Genomic DNA, 19097 nt, shown 5'->3' with positions numbered 1-19097 from the left:
GCGCCGGACTGCGCCGAGGCGGCGGCGGTCGCGCGCTGCACGTTCTGAGCGCGGTCGGCGGCCGACGCCGAGGCGCGGGGCTCGGAGGCGGCGACGGGCGCAGCGCCCGAGCCCGCGGCATCCGCTCCCCCGGCGAGCACGCGAGCCACCATGAGCTCGAGGTGCAGGCGCGGAGACGTGGCGCCCGTCATGTCGTCGAGCGCGGCGCTGACCACGTCGGCAGTGCGCGAGAGGCGGGCTGCGCCGAAGGCGGCGGCCTGGGTGCGCATGCGCTCGAGCTCGTCTTCGGCGATCCCGCGCAGCACCGCAGAGGCGCCGTTGCCGACGGCGGCGATCACGATCAGATCGCGCAGCCGTTCGAGCAGATCGTCGACGAAACGCCGCGGGTCCTGCCCGGTCTGCACGACGCGGTCGATGGCCGGGAAGGCGGTGGCGGCGTCGGCCACGGCGAGCGCGTCGACGATCTCGTCGAGGAGGGCCGCGTGGGTGTAGCCGAGCAGCGCGACCGCGCGCTCGTAGGCGACCGTGACGGTCTCGGAGCCCGCGGGCGAATCCGAGCCCGCGATCAGCTGGTCGAGCAGCGAGAGTGTGTCGCGCGGCGAGCCCCCGCCCGCGCGCACGACCAGCGGCAGCACGCCCTGCTCGACGACGACGCCCTCCTCGGCGCAGAGCTTCTCGACGTACTCGAGCATCGCGGCGGGCGGCACCAGCCGGAAGGGGTAGTGATGCGTGCGGCTGCGGATCGTGCCGAGCACCTTCTCGGGCTCGGTCGTCGCGAAGATGAACTTGACGTGCGGCGGCGGCTCCTCGACGAGCTTGAGCAGAGCGTTGAACCCCTGGGGCGTCACCATGTGCGCCTCGTCGAGGATGAAGATCTTGAACCGGTCGCGGCTCGGCGCGAAGGTCGCCCGCTCGCGCAGGTCGCGGGCGTCGTCGACGCCGTTGTGGCTGGCCGCGTCGATCTCGACGACGTCGAGCGAGCCGCCGCCGTTGCGCGACAGCTCGACGCAGCTCGGGCAGGTGCCGCACGGGACGTCGGTCGGACCCTCGGCGCAGTTGAGGCACCGGGCGAGGATGCGGGCCGAGGTGGTCTTGCCGCAGCCGCGCGGACCTGAGAAGAGGTACGCGTGGCCGACGCGGTCTCCGCGGAGCGCCGTCATCAGCGGGTCGGTCACCTGGGCCTGCCCGATCATCTCGCCGAAGGCCTCGGGTCGGTAGCGGCGGTAGAGGGCTGTGGTCACCAGAACAGCCTACGGCGTGCCACCGACGTTGCGGCAGGCGCACCCTCCCGGCGCACCTGCCGCTCGGTCGTCAGTCGATCCCCGTGATGACGGGGATCGACGTGGTGATCACGGGGACGGATGCCGAGAGGCGCGTGCCGTCCTCGCGGAGCGCGTCCGCGAACTGGCGCAGCGTCGGCCGTCCGGCGATCAGCGGCCCCTGGTCGGCGAGCGGCGCGAGGACCTCCTGGTCGCTCGTGGCGATGTAGGCCTCGCCGCGCACCGTGAACGGCACGGGGTCTCCCACGCGCACCTTCACCCGCAGCGCGTCCTTCGTGACCGTCACGGTGAGCGCCGAGTCCTTCCACAACAGCGGGAAGGTCAGCGAGGGCCAGGCGGCGGGCAGGCGCGGGTCGAAGCTGAGCTCTCCCTCGTAGTCGCGCATGCCGCCGAAGCCGTTGACGAGAGCCGTCCACACGCCGCCCGCGGAGGCGACGTGCACACCGTCCGCGGCGTTGTTGTGCAGGTCGTGCAGGTCGACGTAGATCGACTCCTCGAAGTACTGCAGCGCGAGGTCCTGGTACCCGACCTCGGCGGCGAGGATCGACTGCACGACCGCGGACAGCGTCGAGTCGCCCGTCGTCAGCGGGTCGTAATAGTCGAAGTCGGCGCGCTTCTCCTCGGGCGAGAAGTGGTTGCCCTGCAGGAACAGCGCCAGCACGACGTCGGCCTGCTTCAGCACCTGGAAGCGGTAGATCACGAGCGGGTGGAAGTGCAGCAGCAGCGGACGCTGCGATGCCGGCGTGTGCGCCAGGTCCCAGACCTCGCGCTCGAGGAACAGCGAGTCCTGCGGGTGGATGCCGAGGCTCTCGCTGTACGGGATGAACATCGCCTCCGCAGCGCGCTCCCACGCGTCGGCCTCGCCCTCGGACAGGCCGGTCCGCTCGACCAGCCGGGCGTAGTCCTCGGGGAACTGCTCGCGGATCTCCCGCACCACCGCGGCGGCGAACCGCAGGTTGTAGCGCGCCATCACGTTCGTGTAGAGGTTGTCGTTCACGACGGTCGTGTACTCGTCGGGACCGGTGACGCCGTGGATGTGGAAGGTCTGGATGCCGTCGGCATCCGCCGTGTCCTCCACCACCCGGGTGGACCGCCAGAAGCCGAGCGTCGCCCACAGGCGCGCGGTCTCGACCGCGACGTCGGCGCCCTCGCGGCGCAGGAACTCCTCGTCACCGGTCGCGCGCACGTACTTGCCGAGTGCGAAGCTCACGTCTGCGTTGATGTGGTACTGCGCGGTGCCGGCGGCGTAGTACGCCGAGGCCTCCTCGCCGTTGATCGTGCGCCACGGGAACAGCGCCCCGGCCTCGTTGAGCTGGCCCGCGCGTCGGCGGGCGGCCGGCAGCATGAGCACACGCGCGCGCAGCGCGTTGCGGGCCCACTGCGGCGAGGTGTAGGTGAGGAACGGGAGCACGTAGATCTCGGTGTCCCAGAAGTAGTGGCCGCTGTAGCCCGACCCCGAGACGCCCTTCGCGGGGACGCCCGTGCCGTCGGCCCGCGCCGACGCCTGCGCGAGCTGGAACAGGCACCAGCGGGTGGCCTGCTGCAGGTCGTCGTGCTCCCCGATCTGCACGTCGCTGCGCTCCCAGAACGCGGCGAGCCAGTCGCGCTGACGGCGGAACTGCGTCTCGACACCCTCCACCGCGACGCGGTCGAGGGAGCGGCGGCAGCGGTCGACGAGCTCCCGCGGGGGCACGCCGCGCGACGTGTGGTAGCTGACGAGCTTGGTGACCGTGATCGGCACCCCGGCCTTGGCCTGCACGCGGAAGACGTTCTTGGCGATGTCGGACTCGATCAGCGAGCGCGCGCTGTAGTCGTTCTCGGTCTCGACCACGTGGTCGGCGACCACGGCGACCGTCATCCCCGACTCGGCGACGCGGTACGACAGGGCGGAGCGCAGTCCGTCCTGCCAGTGCTCCCCGGGCTGGAGCACCCGCTCGGCGATCTTCTCGGCCTTGCGCGGGTCGAACGCCTTCTGGGCCGCCGCGGGAGTGCCGGCGTAGACGCCCGCTCCGTCCTGACGGTTCAGCATCTGGCAGCTGATGGTGACCGGCGCGTCGGAGTTCTCGACCACGACCTCGAGCCGCAGGATCGCGAGGTGCCGCTCCTCGAAGCTCACCAGGCGCTCGTCGCGCATGCGCACCCGCTTGCCCGACGGCGTCTCCCAGACGACCAGCCGCTCGAGCACGCCGGTGCGCATGTCGAGCGTGCGACGGTACTCGCGCACGTCGGCCTCGTCGAACGAGATGGGCTCGTCGTCGACGTACACGCGCATGACCTTGGCGTCGGGCGCGTTGACGATCGTCTGGCCGACCTCGGCGAAGCCGTACGCCTGCTCGGCGTGACGGATGGGCCACGTCTCGTGGAGGCCGTTGATGAAGGTGCCGTGCTCGTGTGCGCCGCGCCCCTCGATGTGGTTGCCCCGCAGGCCGAGATAGCCGTTGCCGACCGAGAAGAGGGTCTCGCCGACGCCTTCCTCGGAGTAGCGCGTCTCGATGAGGCGCCAGGGGTCGACGGGGAAGCGGTCGCGATCGATCATGCGGTCTCCGGTGCAGCGGTGTTCGGGTTCTCGGGAAGGAAGCGGGAGAGGTCGTCGACGACCACGGTGGCGCCCGCGGCACGCAGGGCATCGGCGCCCGTGCCCCGGTCGACGCCGACGACGTGCGCGTAGCCCGCCGCGGCCGCGGAGGCGGCACCCGACGTCGCGTCCTCGATCGCGACGCTGAGCGCCGGGTCGACGCCGAGCGCGACGGCGCCGGCGCGGAACATGTCGGGGGCGGGCTTGGAGGCGAGGTGCTCGCGCTCGGCGACCACCCCGTCGACGACGATACGGAAGAAGGAGCGGATGCCGGCGGCGCCGAGCACCTCCTCGGCGTTCTTGGAGCTCGACACCACGCCCATCGGCACGCCGGCGGCGCTCAGCCGTTCGACGAGCGCGAGCGAGCCCGGGTACGGCGCGATGCCCTCGCGGCGCAGCTCGGCGGCGAAGGCGGTGTTCTTGCGGTTGCCGATGCCGCAGATGGTCTCGGCCTCGGGCGGGTCGTCGACCGCTCCCCACGGCACCTCCGCATTCCGGCTGCGCAGCAGGCTCGCGACCCCGTCGTAGCGCTTCTTGCCGTCGACGTAGTCGAAGTAGTCGGCGTCGGTGTATGCGGGCGTGATCCCCCAGCGCGCGAAGACGTCGTCGAAGACGGCCTTCCAGGCGCGCATATGGACTTCGGCCGTCGGAGTGAGCACTCCGTCGAGGTCGAAGAGCACCCCTTCTGCGGCGAGCAGATCGGGCAGGTTTTCCGGCACAGAGACCTCCAGGAGAAGGACGAGGGTTTCGGCACTCCTCCGTGCCACCATGACAGCGTAGTGCCGGGAACCGGGAAAGCAAGCCTCGCTGGGGACGGCTGCGTCAGAGCATCTCGGCGGTCTGCCGGGCGATCTGCAGCTCCTCGTTCGTGGGCACCACGAGCACGGTCACGGCGGAGGCGTCGGAGGAGATCCGGCGGATGCCGCGACCCGGTGCCGTGTTGCGCTCGGGGTCGATCTCGACGCCCGCGAATCCGAGGGTCGCCAGAGCCTCGGCCCGCACCCGGGCGGCGTTCTCGCCGACCCCGGCCGTGAACGAGATGACGTCGACGCCGCCCAGCTGGGCGATGTAGGCGCCGGCATAGGCGCGGAGGCGGTGGATGTAGACGTCGAACGCGAGCATGGCCGCCTCGTCCCCGGCATCCACCCCGGCCAGGATGTCGCGCATGTCGCTGCGTCCGGCCAGGCCCTTGAGTCCGCTGCGGGTGTTGAGCAGCGCGTCGAGCTCGTTGATCGACAGGCCGGCCCGCCGCGACAGGTGCACGAGCGCGGCCGGATCGATGTCGCCCGAGCGGGTGCCCATCACGAGGCCCTCGAGGGGCGTGAGGCCCATCGAGGTCTCGACCGAGCGTCCGCCCTCGATCGCGGTGACCGAGGCGCCGTTGCCGAGGTGGAAGACGAGCTGGCGGAGTTCGCCGAGATCTCGCCCGAGGTGCGCGGCGGCGGCCTCGCTCACGAACTGGTGGCTGGTGCCGTGGAACCCGTAGCGGCGCACCCGGTGCTGCGCCGCGAGCTCCGCGTCGATCGCGTAGGTGTACGCGGCCGGCGGCAGGGTCTGGTGGAAGGCGGTGTCGAAGACGGCCACATGGGGGATGCCGCGGAACACGGTCCGGGCGGCGAGGATGCCCGCGAGGTTGGCCGGGTTGTGCAGCGGCGCGAGGACGGAGAGCTCCTCGATCTGCCGGTCGACGTCGTCGTCGATGAGGGTCGGCGCGAAGAACCGGGCCCCGCCGTGGACCACGCGGTGCCCGACCGCGACCGGCGCGTGCTCGTCGAGCGACGGCCCGTGCGCGGCGAACTGCTCGAGCATGACGGCGAACGCCTCGTGGTGATCGGCGATCGGCCGCTCGTCGCGGTACGTCGCGTCGAGCATCGTGGCCACGGCATCCGCCTGCGTGTCGGGGCGCACCGTGTGCGAGGCGACGGCGGACTCCTGCCCGATGCGCTCGATGAGGCCCGAGGCGAGCTCGTCCTCGCGTTCGATGTCGAGCAGGCTGTACTTCAGCGACGAGGATCCGCTGTTGATGACGAGGATCGCGCTCACGCCGCCCCTCCCTGCGCCTGGATCGCGGTGATGGCCACGGTGTTCACGATGTCCTCCACGAGCGCGCCGCGCGACAGGTCGTTGATCGGCTTGTTCAGGCCCTGCAGCACGGGGCCGATCGCGACCGCGCCCGCCGAGCGCTGCACGGCCTTGTAGGTGTTGTTGCCGGTGTTGAGATCGGGGAAGACGAACACGGTCGCCCGGCCGGCCACGGCGGACTCGGGCAGCTTCGCCTTCGCGACCGCGGCGTCGGCGGCGGCGTCGTACTGGATCGGGCCCTCCACCAGCAGCTCCGGCGCGCGCTCGCGCACGAGCGCGGTCGCCTCGCGCACCTTCTCGACGTCGGCCCCCGAGCCGGACTCGCCGGTCGAGTACGACAGCATCGCCACGCGCGGCTCGATCCCGAACTGCCGGGCGGTCGCCGCCGACGAGATCGCGATGTCGGCGAGCTGGGCGCTGGTCGGATCGGGGATCACCGCGCAGTCGCCGTAGACGAGCACCCGGTCGGCCAGCGCCATGAGGAACACGCTCGACACGACGTCCACCCCGGGCTTGGTCTTGATGATCTCGAAGGACGGCCGGATGGTGTGCGCGGTCGTGTGCGCCGCGCCGGACACCATGCCGTCGGCGAGGCCGAGGTGCACCATCATCGTGCCGAAGTACGAGACGTCGGTCACGGTGTCGGCGGCCTGCGCCCGGGTGATGCCCTTGTGGGCGCGCAGCCGGGCGTACTCCTCGGAGAACCGCTCGACGTGCTCGGGGTCGGTCGGGCTGATGATCTGCGCCCCGTCGATGTCGACGCCCAGTTCGACGGCGCGGGCGCGGATGCCGGCCTCGTCGCCGAGGATCGTGAGGTCGGCGACCTCGCGGGCCAGCAGGGTCGCGGCCGCGCGGAGGATGCGGTCGTCGTCGCCCTCGGGCAGCACGATGCGCCGGCGATCGGCGCGCGCCCGTTCGATGAGGCCGTACTCGAACATGAGCGGCGTGACGACGCGGGACTCGACGAGGCCGAGCTGCGTGCTGAGCTCGGCGACGTCGACGTGGTTCTGGAACAGGCCCAGGGCCCGGTCGTAGCGACGGCGCGAGTCGACGGCGATGCGCCCGCGGGTGCCCATGACCCGCACCGCGGTGTCGTAGGTGCCGAGGTCGGTCGCGATGATCGGCACGGTCGAGGAGAACCCGTCGAGGAGCTGCACGATCGGCTCGGGCAGCGGGAAGGGCCCGTTGAGGATGATGCCGCTGACGCGCGGGAAGGTGCCCGAGGCGTCGGCGAGCAGCGTGGCGAGCAGCACCTCCGTGCGGTCGGCCGGGATGACCACGACCGACTCCTCCGTGATGCGCGGCAGGACGTTGACCATCGACATGCCCGCCACGACGATCGACAGCGCCTCGCGCGCGAGCCTGCCCTCGTCGCCCTTGATGAGGCGGCCGTCGACGGCGGCGAGGATGCCGCGGATGGAGGGGGCCACGAGCGTGCGGTCCTCGGGGATCGCCCAGATCGGCGGAGTGCGGTCCGGCCGCACCGCGCGGACCGCGTCCACGATGCCCTCGAGGTCGGCGGGGTCGGCGCGGTTGACGATGATCGCGAACAGCGCGGCGCGCTCCTGGTCGAGCTCGGAGAGCGACAGGGCGGCGATCTGCCCGACCGCGGCCGGGGTGCGCGCCGTCGTGGTGCCCAGCTGCTCCGCCTGGCGCTGCTGGTCGCGCCCGCTGAGCACGAGCAGGACCGGTGCGCCGAGGTTGGCCGCGATTCGCGCGTTGACGCCGAGCTCGGCGGGACTCGCGACGTCGGTGTAGTCGCTGCCGACGATCACCACGGCGTCGCACTGTGCCTCGACCGCCTTGAACCGGGCGACGATCGTCGACAGCGCCCGCTCGGGGTCGTGGCGCACGTCGTCGTAGGTGACGCCGATGCAGTCCTCGTAGTCGAGCTGCACCCCGTCGTGGGCGAGCAGGAGCTCGAGGATCTCGTCGCGCTCGGAGACGGAGCGCGAGATCGGGCGGAACACCCCCACGCGCGGGGAGACCCGCATCAACGCGTCGAGCACGCCCAGCGCGATCGTCGACTTGCCGGTATGACCTTCGGCCGATGTGATGTAGATGCTCTGCGCCACGTCCCCAGCCTAGGCGCACGACACTGTGGCGTGCCTGGGTCAGCAGCCGGAGGAGAGCACGTCGACGACGGATGCCGCGTCCGCGGCGTACCGGGAGTAGTAGGCCGGATCCGTATTGATCTGCACGCGGTGGATGGCGAGCGACGGATCGAGCGCCGGCCAGTCCGGGATGCGGGCGAGCCGCTCGTAGAAGAGCGAGGCGGCGGTGGCGGGATCCATCCGCTGCTCGACGCTCCCCCACCACTCCTGCTGCTGGAACAGCCCGATGCTCGTGGTCCGGGAGCCGTCGGGGTTCGTGAAGCCGGTCGTCTCCCAGTCGCCGTAGTCGATGTTGCGAAGACTGCTCTCGCCCATCGCGGTCATCACGCCGAGGACCTGTCCCTCGCGACCGAACCCGAGCGCGGAGGCGGTGCGAATGATCGTCGCGGCGTTCTCGAGCTGCTCGCCGCGCCAGCCGTCGATCCCGGCCTCGGGGAACGTCCTCGGATCGTCGACGCAGATCGATGCCTCGGTCTCCCGCCCGAGACCGAGCGGAACGAGCACCGCCACCCCCACCACGACCGCGACGACGGCGGCGGTGATCGAGAACCGCCGCAACAGCAGCATCCGCCGCTTCCGTCGCGCGGCGCGCGCCCGCACGCCGAGGCGACGGCGGCGCGCCGCGGGGCGCCGTCTTCTCTCGCGCCTCTTCGCCGACGCGGTGCGCGACCGCGGGGCGCTCACGCTCGTGCGCCCCGGCGCCGGCCGACGACGGCGGCGAGCGCCCCGCCGACCGCGCCGAACAGGTGCGCCTGCCACGAGACGCCCTCGCCCGCGCCGAAGACGCCGACGAGCATGGTGCCCCCGTAGAGGAAGATCACGAGCAGCGCGATCACGGCGTAGAGCACGCGATGCGCGACGCGGCCGGGAGCGAAGACCCGCATCACCACGTAGCCGAAGTACCCGAACACCAGTCCGGAGGCGCCGATGGTGAGCGTGCCCGGTGTGTTGATCAGCCACGTGCCGATCCCGCCGATCACGGCGGCCATCGCGGTGACCGCCCAGAACCGACGGGTGCCCTCGACGGCGACCAGGCAGCCGAGCACGAGCAGCGGCACCGAGTTGGCGATCAGGTGCGACCACCCGGCGTGCAGGAACGGCCCGAGCAGGATGCCGGTGAGCCCCTCGGGGTCCCACGAGCGCAGACCGAACACCCAGAAGGTGCCCGGGAGCACGGCATCCGCGAGCTGGACCACCCACATGTCCGCCACGAGGAGCACCGGCGACGCGAATCGACCGAGAGTGCGCGCGCGCTGCGAGGGGGCGGGAGTGGTCACGACACGATCCTGGCAGGGCAGCCCCGGAGGAGCCTGAAAAGAAAAGACCCTCCGCGCACCCAGCAGAGCCCGGTTACCCTTGCTGCGTTTCCGCCCTGGGGGAATTGGCCTGGATGCCGCCACGCGGAGAGCCGTGGATCAGTCTAGCCGATCCTCGAGCCGTGCTCGTGACCGGGATCGTCGGACCGCGAGGCTGATGTTCACGCTTCTGTCAGCCCCGCCCCGCCTGGGCAGGGTTACGATCGAGGAACGCGCACTGCAGCGCCGACGCGAGAGGGATCGCATGACACACCACTCCCCCCGGATCACGGCCGAGCAGTTCGCCGCGCAGACCGATGCGATCCTCGGTTCGGTCGGCCAGGTCATCGACGGCAAGCCCGACGCCGTGCGCAGCGCCCTGATCTGCCTACTCGCCGAGGGGCATCTCCTCATCGAGGACGTGCCGGGGGTCGGCAAGACCATGCTGGCGCGGGCGCTCGCCGCGAGCGTCGACGCCACGGTGCGGCGCATCCAGTTCACCCCGGATCTGCTCCCCGGCGACGTCACGGGCGTGTCGGTGTACAACCCCGTCGAGCGGGAGTTCGAGTTCAAGCGCGGGGCGATCTTCGCGCAGATCGTGATCGCCGACGAGATCAACCGCTCCTCGCCCAAGACGCAGTCGGCGTTGCTCGAGGCGATGGAGGAGCGCCAGGTCACGGTCGACGGCTCGACGCATCCGCTCCCCGACCCCTTCCTGGTCGTCGCGACGCAGAACCCGCTCGAGATGGAGGGCACCTACGCCCTGCCCGAGGCGCAGCGCGACCGCTTCATGATGCGCATCTCGATGGGCTATCCGGATGCCGCGGCGGAGGCGCTCATGATCCGCCAGCGCGACGTCGTCAACCCGCTCGCCGCGGTCGCCGCGGTGGCGGACGCGAGCTCGATCCGTCACCTGATCGCCTGGGCTCGGAACGTCCACGTCGCGCCCGCGATCGAGGAATACGCGGTGGCGCTCGCCCAGGCGACGCGGAACGACCCGAACCTGCACCTCGGGGCGAGTCCTCGCGCCACGCTGCAGCTCGTCCGCGCCGCGAAGGTGCGCGCCGCGCTCGACGGCCGGGACTTCGTGATCCCGGACGACCTCACCGCGCTCCTGCTGCCCGTGCTCGCCCATCGCCTGCTCCCGGCGCGGGGTGCGCACCGCGCGGGCGCCCAGCCCGTCGAGGCCGCGCTCGCGCAGATCGTGGAGCGGGTGCGGGTGCCCGTCGCGACGCGGGTCTGAGGACCGGTCCATCATGCGACGCCGCCGATCCCTCACCCCGCGGGGCGTAGGCGCGCTCGTCGCGGCGCTGTGCTGCGTGATCGGCGCGAACCTCGCCGCGGCGCCGATCCTGCTGTACGCCGGTCTGCTGCTGGCGTTCCTCACGCTCCTGTCGTGCCTCTCGGTGTGGCTCCCCCGGAGGTCGGGAACCGTCAGCCGCCAGATCTCGACCGACCTCCTGACGGTGTCGCAGACCTCGCGGGTCACCGTGCGGTTCGCGCTGCGTTCGCTGCGCGTGCCGCACGCCCTCTGGCACGACGTCCTGCCTCCGGCGGTCACGGGCGACGCGGCCGGGGAGTACCCGCCCGAGAGCGGACGCCTGGAGTACCGCATCACGGGCGTGCGACGCGGCGTGTGGCCCGTCGGCCCGCTGCTGCTGCGCACGGTCGACCCGTTCGGCCTCGCGCAGCGCGTGCAGGAGTTCGGCGACACCCGCACCGTGACCGTCGTGCCCGAGGTCGTCGCCCTCGCACCGCTCGCCGTGCGGGTGGGAGCGGCCGGGGGGACGGCGCACACCTCGTCGAGCAGGCTGGGTCAGGGTGCCGACAACCTGTCTCCGCGCGCATATCTGCCCGGCGACTCGATGCGCCGCATCCACTGGCGGGCGACCGCGCACCGCGGTCAGCTGATGGTGCGTCAGGAGGAGGAGGAGTCGAGTCCGGACGCCCTCGTCATCCTCGACCGGAGCCGCAGCCGATGGACCCCCGACGATCCGGACGCCGAGGCGGCGTTCGAGGCGGCGGTGTCGCTGTGCGCCTCCGCGGCCATCCACCTCGCCGACGAGGGGTACGGCGTGGACGTGATCGACAGCTCCGGGGCGGTGCTCGGCATCCTGCGCGGGCACGAGGACGACCGCGACAGCCTGCTGGTGGCGCTGGCGCTCCTGTCACCGCGCGGCGAGGGCCGCGACGTCGCGACGCTGGTGGGCGGGTCCGCCCCCGGCCCGCTGATCTACATCACCGGGCGGATCGACGAGGACGACGCGTTGCGCCTGCGCACGGCGGGCGCGGCGGTGGCGATGCTGTTCGCCTCGGATGCGCAGCCCGGCGCCGAGGCCGCGGCCGTGCGCGGCGGGTGGTCGTTCGCGACGCTGGGCGCCGACCCGGGCGAGGCCTGGGCGGATGCCGTCCCGGAGCACCTCGGAGGACCCGATGTTCCGCGCTGAGCGCCTGCCGGCCCGGACGGACGTCCCGAGGACGACGCAAATCCCCTGGCACCGCGAGGACGAGAGGCCGATGCCCATCGCCGCTCCGGCCGCCGTGGCCGCCGCCGCCGGACTGGTCGCGATGTGGCCGTTCACCTCGGTCATCGAGCCGGGCGGCTGGTCGGTGGCGGTCGTCGGCGTGATCGTCGCCACCGCGCTCGGCGGTATGGCGACGCGGGCTCTGCTGCGACACCGGTCGGCTCTGCTCCGCGACGCCGCGACGCTGGCGGTGCAGCTGCTCCTCGCGGTGGCGCTCCTCACCCAGACCGTGTCCGGCAACACCGCGTTCTTCGGCATCCTCCCCACGCCCACGACGATCGAGGTGTTCCGCGACCGTCTGGCCGCGGCCTGGCAGGAGGTCGCCCAGGGGTCGGCGCCCCTGGCCGCCACCCCGGGGCTCACAGCGGCACTCGGGCTCGGCTTCGCTGTGGTGGCCGTCCTGCTCGACCAGGGCATCGCGCACCGCTCGGCCGTGCTCCCCTCCCTGCTCGTCGCCGTGATCGGCGCTGTGCCGATGATCGCCACCCAGGGCGACGCCAACGTGCCGTGGTTCGTGCTGCTGGCCGCCACGGTCCTGCTGATCTTCCGCTACACCGCCCGACGGCATCCGCTCGTCCCGGCCCGCTCGTCCTCCTCGCTCGCCGCAGGTGTCGGGATCGCGGCCGTCGTGGCCACGCTGGTCGTCGTCCCCGGCCTCCCGGTGGCTTCGGGCATCGCCGGCACGGGCACCGGCATCACGGTGGACGCGTCACTGCGGCTGGGCGACGACCTGCGCCAGCCGAATCCCGTCGAGGTGCTCACGGTGACGACGGCCGCCGACACCGCCCCGTACCTCCGGCTCACCACCCTGTCGGACTTCGACGGGCGCGTCTGGCAGCCGGACCGCGGCGACCTGCAATCGCAGACCGAGGGGTTCGGCGACCCCGAGTGGGGCGAGGACGTCGCGGTCGTCGAGGCGGCCACCTCCATCCGCGTGCTGCGGATGTCGAGCGCCTGGCTCCCCGTGCCCTACCCCGCGACGGGCATCCAAGGCGTCGCGGCGTCGTGGCGGGTCATGCCCGAGAACCGGACGGTCGTCGCGCGCGGCACGGATGCCGTGGGCGCCGACTACACCGTCGCGTCCCTGCGGATCATCCCGACGCTGGAGCAGATCCGTGCGGTGGAGGCCGCTCCCCCCGAGTTCGACCGCGATGCCGGCGACGCCGAGATCCCGGCGATCGTCGGACAGCTGGCACGCGAGGTCACCGACGGGCAGGACACCGACTACGACCGGCTCCTGACGCTGCAGGACTGGTTCCGCGCGGAGTTCACGTACTCGCTCGACACCCCGGTCGAGGAGGGCTTCGACGGCACGGGCGCCGAAGCGGTGGAGCGCTTCCTCGACATCCGCTCGGGCTACTGCGTGCACTTCGCCGGCGCGTTCGCCCTCATGGCCGAGAGCCTCGGCATGCAGACGCGGATCGTGGTCGGCTACCTCCCGGGCTCCCGCACCACCGAGAGACGCGGCGAGGAGACCGTCTTCTCGGTCACCAGCGACCGCCTGCACTCCTGGCCCGAGGTGCTGTTCCCCGGCATCGGCTGGGTGCCCTTCGAGCCCACCGCGTCGTTGGGCGTACCGACCGAATTCCGGGCGGCGACGGGCAGCGACGGCGGCTCGGGCGATCCGTCGGCGCCCACCCAGACGACCGGTCCCGAGAGCGAGCAGACGACCGCGCCGGAGCTGGAACGGGAGGATGCCGGCGACAACAGCGCCTCGTCGGCCGACCTGCGCCGCTTCGATCCCACCCCGCTCACCCTCGTGATCCTCGGGGCGCTCGTGGTGCTGCTGCTGCCAGCCATCCTCCGCCGGATCGTGCGCGCCCGACGCGTCGCCCGGGCGCGGAAGGGCGACGCCGGCGCGGCCTGGACCGAGCTCCGCGACACCCTGGTCGACCTCCGGCTGCCGGTGTCGGATGCCGACACGCCCCGGGTGCGCGCCGCCGATCTCGTGCGCGAGCGAGGGGTCGACGCCCAGGCCGTCGACCGGCTGACGGCTGCCGTCGAGCGCGCCAGCTATGCGCGGCCGGGGTCGGGCGAGGACGACCTGTCCGCGCCGCTCAGGGTCGTGCTCGCCGGGCTGGGGCGCAGCCTCGACCCGCCGCAGCGCCTGCACGCGCTGCTCCTCCCCCGCTCGCTGTTCGCGGCACGCGGGGCGGATGCCGCGGCGCCGCTGTAGTGCGCCGGGTCAGGCGGCGGCGTGCATCGGACAGCGGACCGTGTCGCACGTCTCGCACACCACGTCCTGTGTGCGGCAGGAGAGGTCGGGGCAGTTGGCGGTGCGATTGGTCGGCTGCCCGCATCCGACGCACTCGCCGATGACGGCCGCGTGGTCGGAGAAGTCGACGGACCCGCGCTTGTCGAACACGTAGAGGGAGCCGTCCCACAGGCCGTCGTCGCCGTACTTCTCGCCGTAGCGGACGATGCCGCCCTCGAGCTGGTAGACCTCGCCGAAGCCGCGAGCGGTCATCAGGCTCGACAGCACCTCGCAGCGGATGCCGCCCGTGCAGTAGGTCACGACGGGCTTGCCCTTGAGGTCGTCGTAGGCGCCCGAGTCGAGCAGGCCGACGAAGTCGCGCGTGGTCTCGACGTCGGGCACGATCGCGCCGCGAAACCGGCCGATCTGCGCCTCGAGCGCGTTGCGGCCGTCGAAGAACACGACGTCGTCGCCGCGCTCGGCGACCAGCGCGTGAAGCTCTTCCGGGCTCAGTCGGGTGCCGCCGCCGACCACACCGTTCTCGTCGACCCGCAGCTCGCCGGGGGCGCCGAACGACACGATCTCGTCGCGCACCTTCACGCTGAGCTTCGGGAAGTCCAGGCTCCGGCCGTCGTCATCGAGTCCGGTCCCCTCGCTCCATTTGATGTCCACGTCACGGAACGGCGTGTACGAGCGGAAGGAACGCACCCACGTCTTCAGGGCAGGGAGGTCTCCGCCGAGCGTGCCGTTGATGCCGTCCCCGGAGATGATGAGGCGACCGCGGAGTCCGAGCGCCTCGCCGAGGTCGCGCTGCCACACCCGGATCGCCTCGGGGTCGGCGAGCGGCGTGAAGGCGTAGAACAGGACGATCTTCGGGGTTGCCACCCCAGGATTCTAGTCGCGGCGCGGCACGCTCCTCCGGCGGCCGCTCGCGTCACCGACCGTTCCGCGGATCGGATAGGATGGTCAGGTTGTTCCCTGGTGACGTGTCCGAGCGGCCGAAGGAGCACGCTTGGAAAGCGTGTGTTGTGCAAGCAACCGCGGGTTCGAATCCCGCCGTCACCGCCACATGACGGAATCCCCCGATGAGCGCGAGCTCGCCGGGGGATTCTTTCTTCCCCCGATCCGTCAGTCGCCGAAGCGCACGCCGTAGCTCTTGCCGCCGGGCGCCGTCGGCAGCGACGTCATCCCGAGGCGCTCGTAGAACGCGGCGGCGCCGGTGTTGGCGGGATCCATCCCGAGGTGAAGGCCTCGCACGCCGCGGCGGGCGAGCTCATCGAAGAGGGTGCGGATGAGCTCCCGGCCGAGCCCCTGCCCCTGGGTCTCGGGGAGCAGGTCGATGTGCAGGTGCGCGGGGTACTCCGCCGCGTTCGGCTCGAGACCCGGCCCGCGCGTGTAGCCGTACTCGACCATGCGCTCCTCCCGCGTCTCCGCCACCGCCGGACGCGGATAGCGCTCGGCCAGCGCGGGCCACCACTCGTCGCGGAACCAGGTGAAGAACGCATCCGTGTCGTCGGTGGCCACGACGTAGCCGATCACGCGTCCGTCCTCCGCCTCGACGACCCAGGCGAGATCCGGATGCCGTTCGGCGTACGGCACCGCGAACAGGAAGCCCCAGAGCTCGTCGTCCGAGAACAGGCCGGTCGCGTCGGCTCCGGCATCCGCGGTCCGGACGCAGACGTCGAACAGCGCGGCACGATCGGACGGACGGTACGGGCGGATGCGCGACACGGGACTCCTCAGGCGATCGGATCGCCGCTCAGCCTATCGCCCGCGGTCACGGTGACGCGCTTGTGCACCCACGGGAGCATCCACGCCGCGAGGAGCAGCACGACCCCGGCGCCCAGCAGCGCTCCGCCCAGGGTGTCGGTCGCCCAGTGGACAGACAGGAACGTGCGCGACAGCCCCATCAAGACGATCCAGATCGCTCCGGCGATCGCCGTCCAGACGCGGGGAAACAGCACCCACACCACGAGGGCGATGGTGGCCGCGTTGGCCGTGTGCCCCGAGGGGAAGGAGCCGTAATCGCTCGCGACCAGCATGTCCTCGGGGCGGGCCCGCCCGAAGATGTTCTTCAGCAGCTGCACGGCCCCGGCGCTGACGACGAAGCAGACGGCGGCGAAGACGGCCGAGCGCCATCGGCGGGCGAGCACGAAGGCCAGGACCACCAGGACAGGGATCAGGTAGACCGCGACCCATCCGCCTCCGATCGCGTCGAGCACGAAGGAGAAGGCGACCAGCCCCTCCGAGCGGAATCCCGTCACCAGCTCGTTCCACCACGAGTCGAACGAGAACGGGTGCGCGAAGCCGATCGTCAGCAGCGCACCGAGCCCGAAGGCCAGCGCGACGCAACCGGCACCGCACCACAGCAGCATTCGCCTGTCCATCGACCCATTCTGGCGGACGCCGGCTGGGAACTCAGGGATTCAGCAGCCCGACGGTCCGGGGGCGCACGACGAACCAGAGGGAGAGGATGCCGATCACGGAGCAGCCGACCATGACTGAGGCCATCGTCGTGGCGGTGATGCCGGCGTCGTGAGAGATCCATCCGACCACCGGGGAGATGAGCCCGGCGACGCCGAAGTTCGTGGCGCCGATGATCGACGCCGCCGTGCCCGCGGCCTTGCCGTGCCGGTCGAGCGCCAGCACCTGCACGTTCGGCATGGTGAAGCCGCACGCGGTCATGAAGACGAACAGCGGGATCACCGTGCCCCACAGCCCGAGGCCGAGCTGGTCGGTGACGACGATCGCCACCGCCGAGACCAGGAGCACGGCGGTGGAGTACGCCATGACCCACTGCGGCCCGAAGCGCGCGGCGAGACGCGACGCCGTCTGGACCCCCGCGACCACTCCGAGGGAGTTCACGGCGAACAGCAGTCCGTACTGCTGGGCGTCCAGCCCGTGGGTCTGCTGGAACAGGAACGACGACGCGGAGAGGTACGAGAACAGCCCCGAGAACGTCATGCCACCGATCACGAGCACCCCGAGGAACACGCGGTCGGTGAGCACGGACCGGTAGCGCTGCAGCACCGTCGCGCCGCCGCGCTCCTGGCGCCGCGCGGCCGGCAGGGTCTCCGGGATCAGCACCACGGTCGAGACGAGCATGACGACCCCATAGGCCGCGAGCATGAGGAAGATGCCCTGCCACGGCATGAAGGTGAGAAGCCAGGAGCCGATGAGCGGCGCGACCACCGGGGCGACGCCCGAGACGAGCGCCAGCCGCGAGAGCATCACGACGAGACGGCGTCCGCCGAAGAGGTCGCGCACGATCGCCATCGCGACCACACCGCCGGCCGCGGCGCCCATGCCCATGAGCACGCGGGCGACGCCGAGCAGCTCCAGGCTCGGCGCGAAGGCCGCTGCGGCGCTCGCGAGGACGTGCAGGGCGGTGACCACGATCAGCGGGAGACGGCGGCCGATCTTGTCGCTGAGCGGTCCGACCAGCAGCTGCCCGACCGCGAAGCCGATCATCGTGCCCGTGAGCGTCAGCTGGATCGCCGCCGCGGTGGTCTGGAAGTCCTCTTCGAGTACCGGGAACGCAGGCAGGTACAGGTCGATCGTGAACGGCCCGAGCGCGGTGAGCGCGCCCAGCAGCACGATGTAGAGCACCCGTCGACGGTTCGAGATCGAGTCGCCCGGGTGCAGCATGATCGGCGCGGTCGCCGGGTTCGCGCCGAGGGTGCGGATCGCGCCCGTCGGGGAGGAGGTGCGGATGCTGCCGGTCGAGGTGCGCTCGACGGTCGGGACGGTGTCGGTGCGGGGCGCGTCGGTCACGCGAGCCTTTCAGTGTCAGGTGGCGGAGTCGGGCTCGAATCGTTTCGAGACAACGAACCATCCTAACGGCCGTCGGGTCGGAGCGGATGCGCTCAGGCGCTCACGCGACGCAGCGCCTGCTCCAGGTCGGCGATGAGGTCGCGGACGTCCTCGATCCCGACCGACAGCCGCACCACGTTCTCGGGCACCGCGAGGGCCGTGCCGCGCACCGAGGCGTGGGTCATCTCCGGCGGGTAGCCGATCAGCGACTCCACGCCCCCGAGGGACTCCGCGAGCTGGAAGATCTCGGTCGACTCCGCGAAGGCCTTGGCCGCACCGGGACCCGCGGTCAGGGCGAGCGACAGCATCCCCCCGAATCCGCTCATCTGCCGTGCGGCGATGTCGTGGCCCGGGTGCGAGGCGAGACCGGGATAGAGCACGCGCTCGAACTCCGGTCGACCCTGGGCCCATTCGGCGATGGCCTGCGCGTTCTCGGAGTGCTGGCGCACCCGCACCGCGAGCGTCTTGATGCCTCGCGTCGTGAGCCAGGCGTCCAGCGGCGCCGACACGGCCCCGACCGCGAACTGCTGGAACTTCACCGGCTCCACGAAGCGATCGTCGCCGAACACCACGGCTCCCCCGAGCACGTCCGAGTGCCCGCCGAGGTACTTGGTCGTCGAGTGCACCACGAGGTCGGCGCCGAGCGCGAGCGGCTGCTGCAGCGCCGGAGACGCGAACGTGTTGTCGACCACGACGATCGCCCCGGCCGCGTGGGCGATCTCGGCGGTCCGCGCGATGTCGACGATCTTCAGCAGCGGATTGCTCGGCGTCTCGAGCCACACGATCTTCGTCTCCGGCCGGATCGCCGCACGCACCGCGTCGACGTCGCCGAGCTCGACCGTCGTCGTCTCGATCCCCCACGGCGCGAGCACCCGCGTGAGCAGCCGGTAGGTGCCGCCGTAGACGTCGTTGCCGAGCAGCACGTGGTCGCCCGGCTTCAGGATGCCGCGGAGCAGTGCGTCCTCGGCGGCGAGGCCGGAGGCGAACGACAGTGCCGCGGTGCCGCCCTCGAGGGCCGCGAGCTGGGTCTCCAGCGACGAACGGGTCGGGTTGCCCGCGCGGTTGTACTCGTAGCCCTCGCGGAAACCGCCGATGCCGTCCTGCACGTGCGTGGACGACTGGTAGATCGGCGGGATGATCGCGCCCGTCCGGGGGTCGGGCTCTTGGCCGGCGTGGATGGCTCGGGTGGCGAAGGAGTGCTCGGACATGCCTTTCAGCC

The 19097-nt window shown here is 71.8% G+C and carries 15 protein-coding genes, 1 tRNA gene and 1 other RNA gene; 4 read left to right on the top strand and 13 right to left on the bottom strand.

The genetic code is table 11. The features are described from left to right. The 8 genes from AB3M82_RS11245 to ffs all read right to left on the bottom strand — a co-directional run. On the bottom strand, window positions 1-1241 hold a 1241-nt coding region (locus AB3M82_RS11245), incomplete at its 3' end, for a DNA polymerase III subunit gamma and tau (RefSeq protein WP_412957970.1). 70 nt (window positions 1242-1311) lie between these two features. Then, window positions 1312-3816, bottom strand: coding sequence for a glycoside hydrolase family 65 protein (locus AB3M82_RS11240; RefSeq protein ID WP_412957969.1), 2505 nt, complete (start codon window positions 3814-3816; stop codon window positions 1312-1314). Continuing rightward, on the bottom strand, window positions 3813-4574 hold the full coding sequence (locus AB3M82_RS11235; protein WP_412957968.1) for an HAD family hydrolase: 762 nt from the start codon (window positions 4572-4574) through the stop codon (window positions 3813-3815). The genes AB3M82_RS11240 and AB3M82_RS11235 overlap by 4 nt, the downstream gene beginning before the upstream one ends. Before the next feature lie 103 nt (window positions 4575-4677). Continuing rightward, complete coding sequence (locus AB3M82_RS11230; RefSeq protein WP_412957967.1) at window positions 4678-5898, bottom strand: acetate/propionate family kinase; 1221 nt, start codon at window positions 5896-5898, stop codon at window positions 4678-4680. Further along, window positions 5895-8012, bottom strand: a complete 2118-nt coding sequence (pta, locus tag AB3M82_RS11225; RefSeq protein ID WP_412957966.1) for a phosphate acetyltransferase — start codon at window positions 8010-8012, stop codon at window positions 5895-5897. Before pta ends, AB3M82_RS11230 begins: the two co-directional genes overlap by 4 nt. A 39-nt stretch (window positions 8013-8051) precedes the next feature. Then, window positions 8052-8618, bottom strand: a complete 567-nt coding sequence (locus tag AB3M82_RS11220) for a hypothetical protein (RefSeq protein ID WP_412957965.1) — start codon at window positions 8616-8618, stop codon at window positions 8052-8054. 113 nt (window positions 8619-8731) lie between these two features. Beyond that, window positions 8732-9328, bottom strand: coding sequence for a rhomboid family intramembrane serine protease (locus AB3M82_RS11215; protein WP_412957964.1), 597 nt, complete (start codon window positions 9326-9328; stop codon window positions 8732-8734). Window positions 9329-9367: 39 nt separating this feature from the next. Beyond that, window positions 9368-9464, bottom strand: an RNA gene (gene ffs / locus AB3M82_RS11210) — signal recognition particle sRNA small type. A 147-nt stretch (window positions 9465-9611) separates the two neighbouring features. Here ffs and AB3M82_RS11205 point away from each other — a divergent pair. The 3 genes from AB3M82_RS11205 (at window position 9612) to AB3M82_RS11195 (ending at window position 14047) form a co-directional block, all read left to right on the top strand. Beyond that, window positions 9612-10589 carry an AAA family ATPase gene (locus tag AB3M82_RS11205; protein ID WP_412957963.1) on the top strand — a complete coding sequence of 326 codons (978 nt, stop codon included), beginning with the start codon at window positions 9612-9614 and terminating at the stop codon, window positions 10587-10589. Window positions 10590-10602: 13 nt separating this feature from the next. Then, on the top strand, window positions 10603-11793 hold the full coding sequence (locus tag AB3M82_RS11200; protein WP_412957962.1) for a DUF58 domain-containing protein: 1191 nt from the start codon (window positions 10603-10605) through the stop codon (window positions 11791-11793). 70 nt (window positions 11794-11863) lie between these two features. Continuing rightward, entirely contained in the window at window positions 11864-14047 is a 2184-nt protein-coding gene (locus AB3M82_RS11195) for a transglutaminase TgpA family protein (protein WP_412957961.1), read from the top strand. A 9-nt stretch (window positions 14048-14056) separates the two neighbouring features. Here the strand turns inward: AB3M82_RS11195 and trhO are convergent, their stop codons facing one another. Beyond that, a complete protein-coding gene (trhO, locus tag AB3M82_RS11190) occupies window positions 14057-14950 on the bottom strand; it encodes an oxygen-dependent tRNA uridine(34) hydroxylase TrhO (RefSeq protein WP_412957960.1) in 894 nt (297 codons plus the stop codon). 95 nt (window positions 14951-15045) lie between these two features. Here trhO and AB3M82_RS11185 point away from each other — a divergent pair. Continuing rightward, window positions 15046-15133, top strand: a tRNA-Ser gene (locus AB3M82_RS11185). A gap of 60 nt (window positions 15134-15193) precedes the next feature. Here the strand turns inward: AB3M82_RS11185 and AB3M82_RS11180 are convergent. The 4 genes from AB3M82_RS11180 to AB3M82_RS11165 all read right to left on the bottom strand — a co-directional run bounded on the left by AB3M82_RS11180 (window position 15194) and on the right by AB3M82_RS11165 (window position 19086). Beyond that, complete coding sequence (locus tag AB3M82_RS11180) at window positions 15194-15796, bottom strand: GNAT family N-acetyltransferase (RefSeq protein WP_412957959.1); 603 nt, start codon at window positions 15794-15796, stop codon at window positions 15194-15196. Between the two features lie 8 nt (window positions 15797-15804). Continuing rightward, window positions 15805-16452, bottom strand: coding sequence for a phosphatase PAP2 family protein (locus AB3M82_RS11175; RefSeq protein WP_412957958.1), 648 nt, complete (start codon window positions 16450-16452; stop codon window positions 15805-15807). 31 nt (window positions 16453-16483) lie between these two features. Then, window positions 16484-17839: a multidrug effflux MFS transporter gene (locus tag AB3M82_RS11170; RefSeq protein WP_412957957.1), complete on the bottom strand. Its 1356-nt coding sequence runs from the start codon at window positions 17837-17839 to the stop codon at window positions 16484-16486. A 92-nt stretch (window positions 17840-17931) separates the two neighbouring features. After that, window positions 17932-19086, bottom strand: a complete 1155-nt coding sequence (locus tag AB3M82_RS11165) for a cystathionine gamma-synthase (RefSeq protein ID WP_412957956.1) — start codon at window positions 19084-19086, stop codon at window positions 17932-17934. Window positions 19087-19097 lie beyond the last annotated feature (11 nt).

Source organism: Microbacterium californiense (assembly GCF_047246625.1).
Lineage (GTDB): Bacteria > Actinomycetota > Actinomycetes > Actinomycetales > Microbacteriaceae > Microbacterium.
This window is presented reverse-complemented; position numbering and strand designations above follow the sequence as displayed.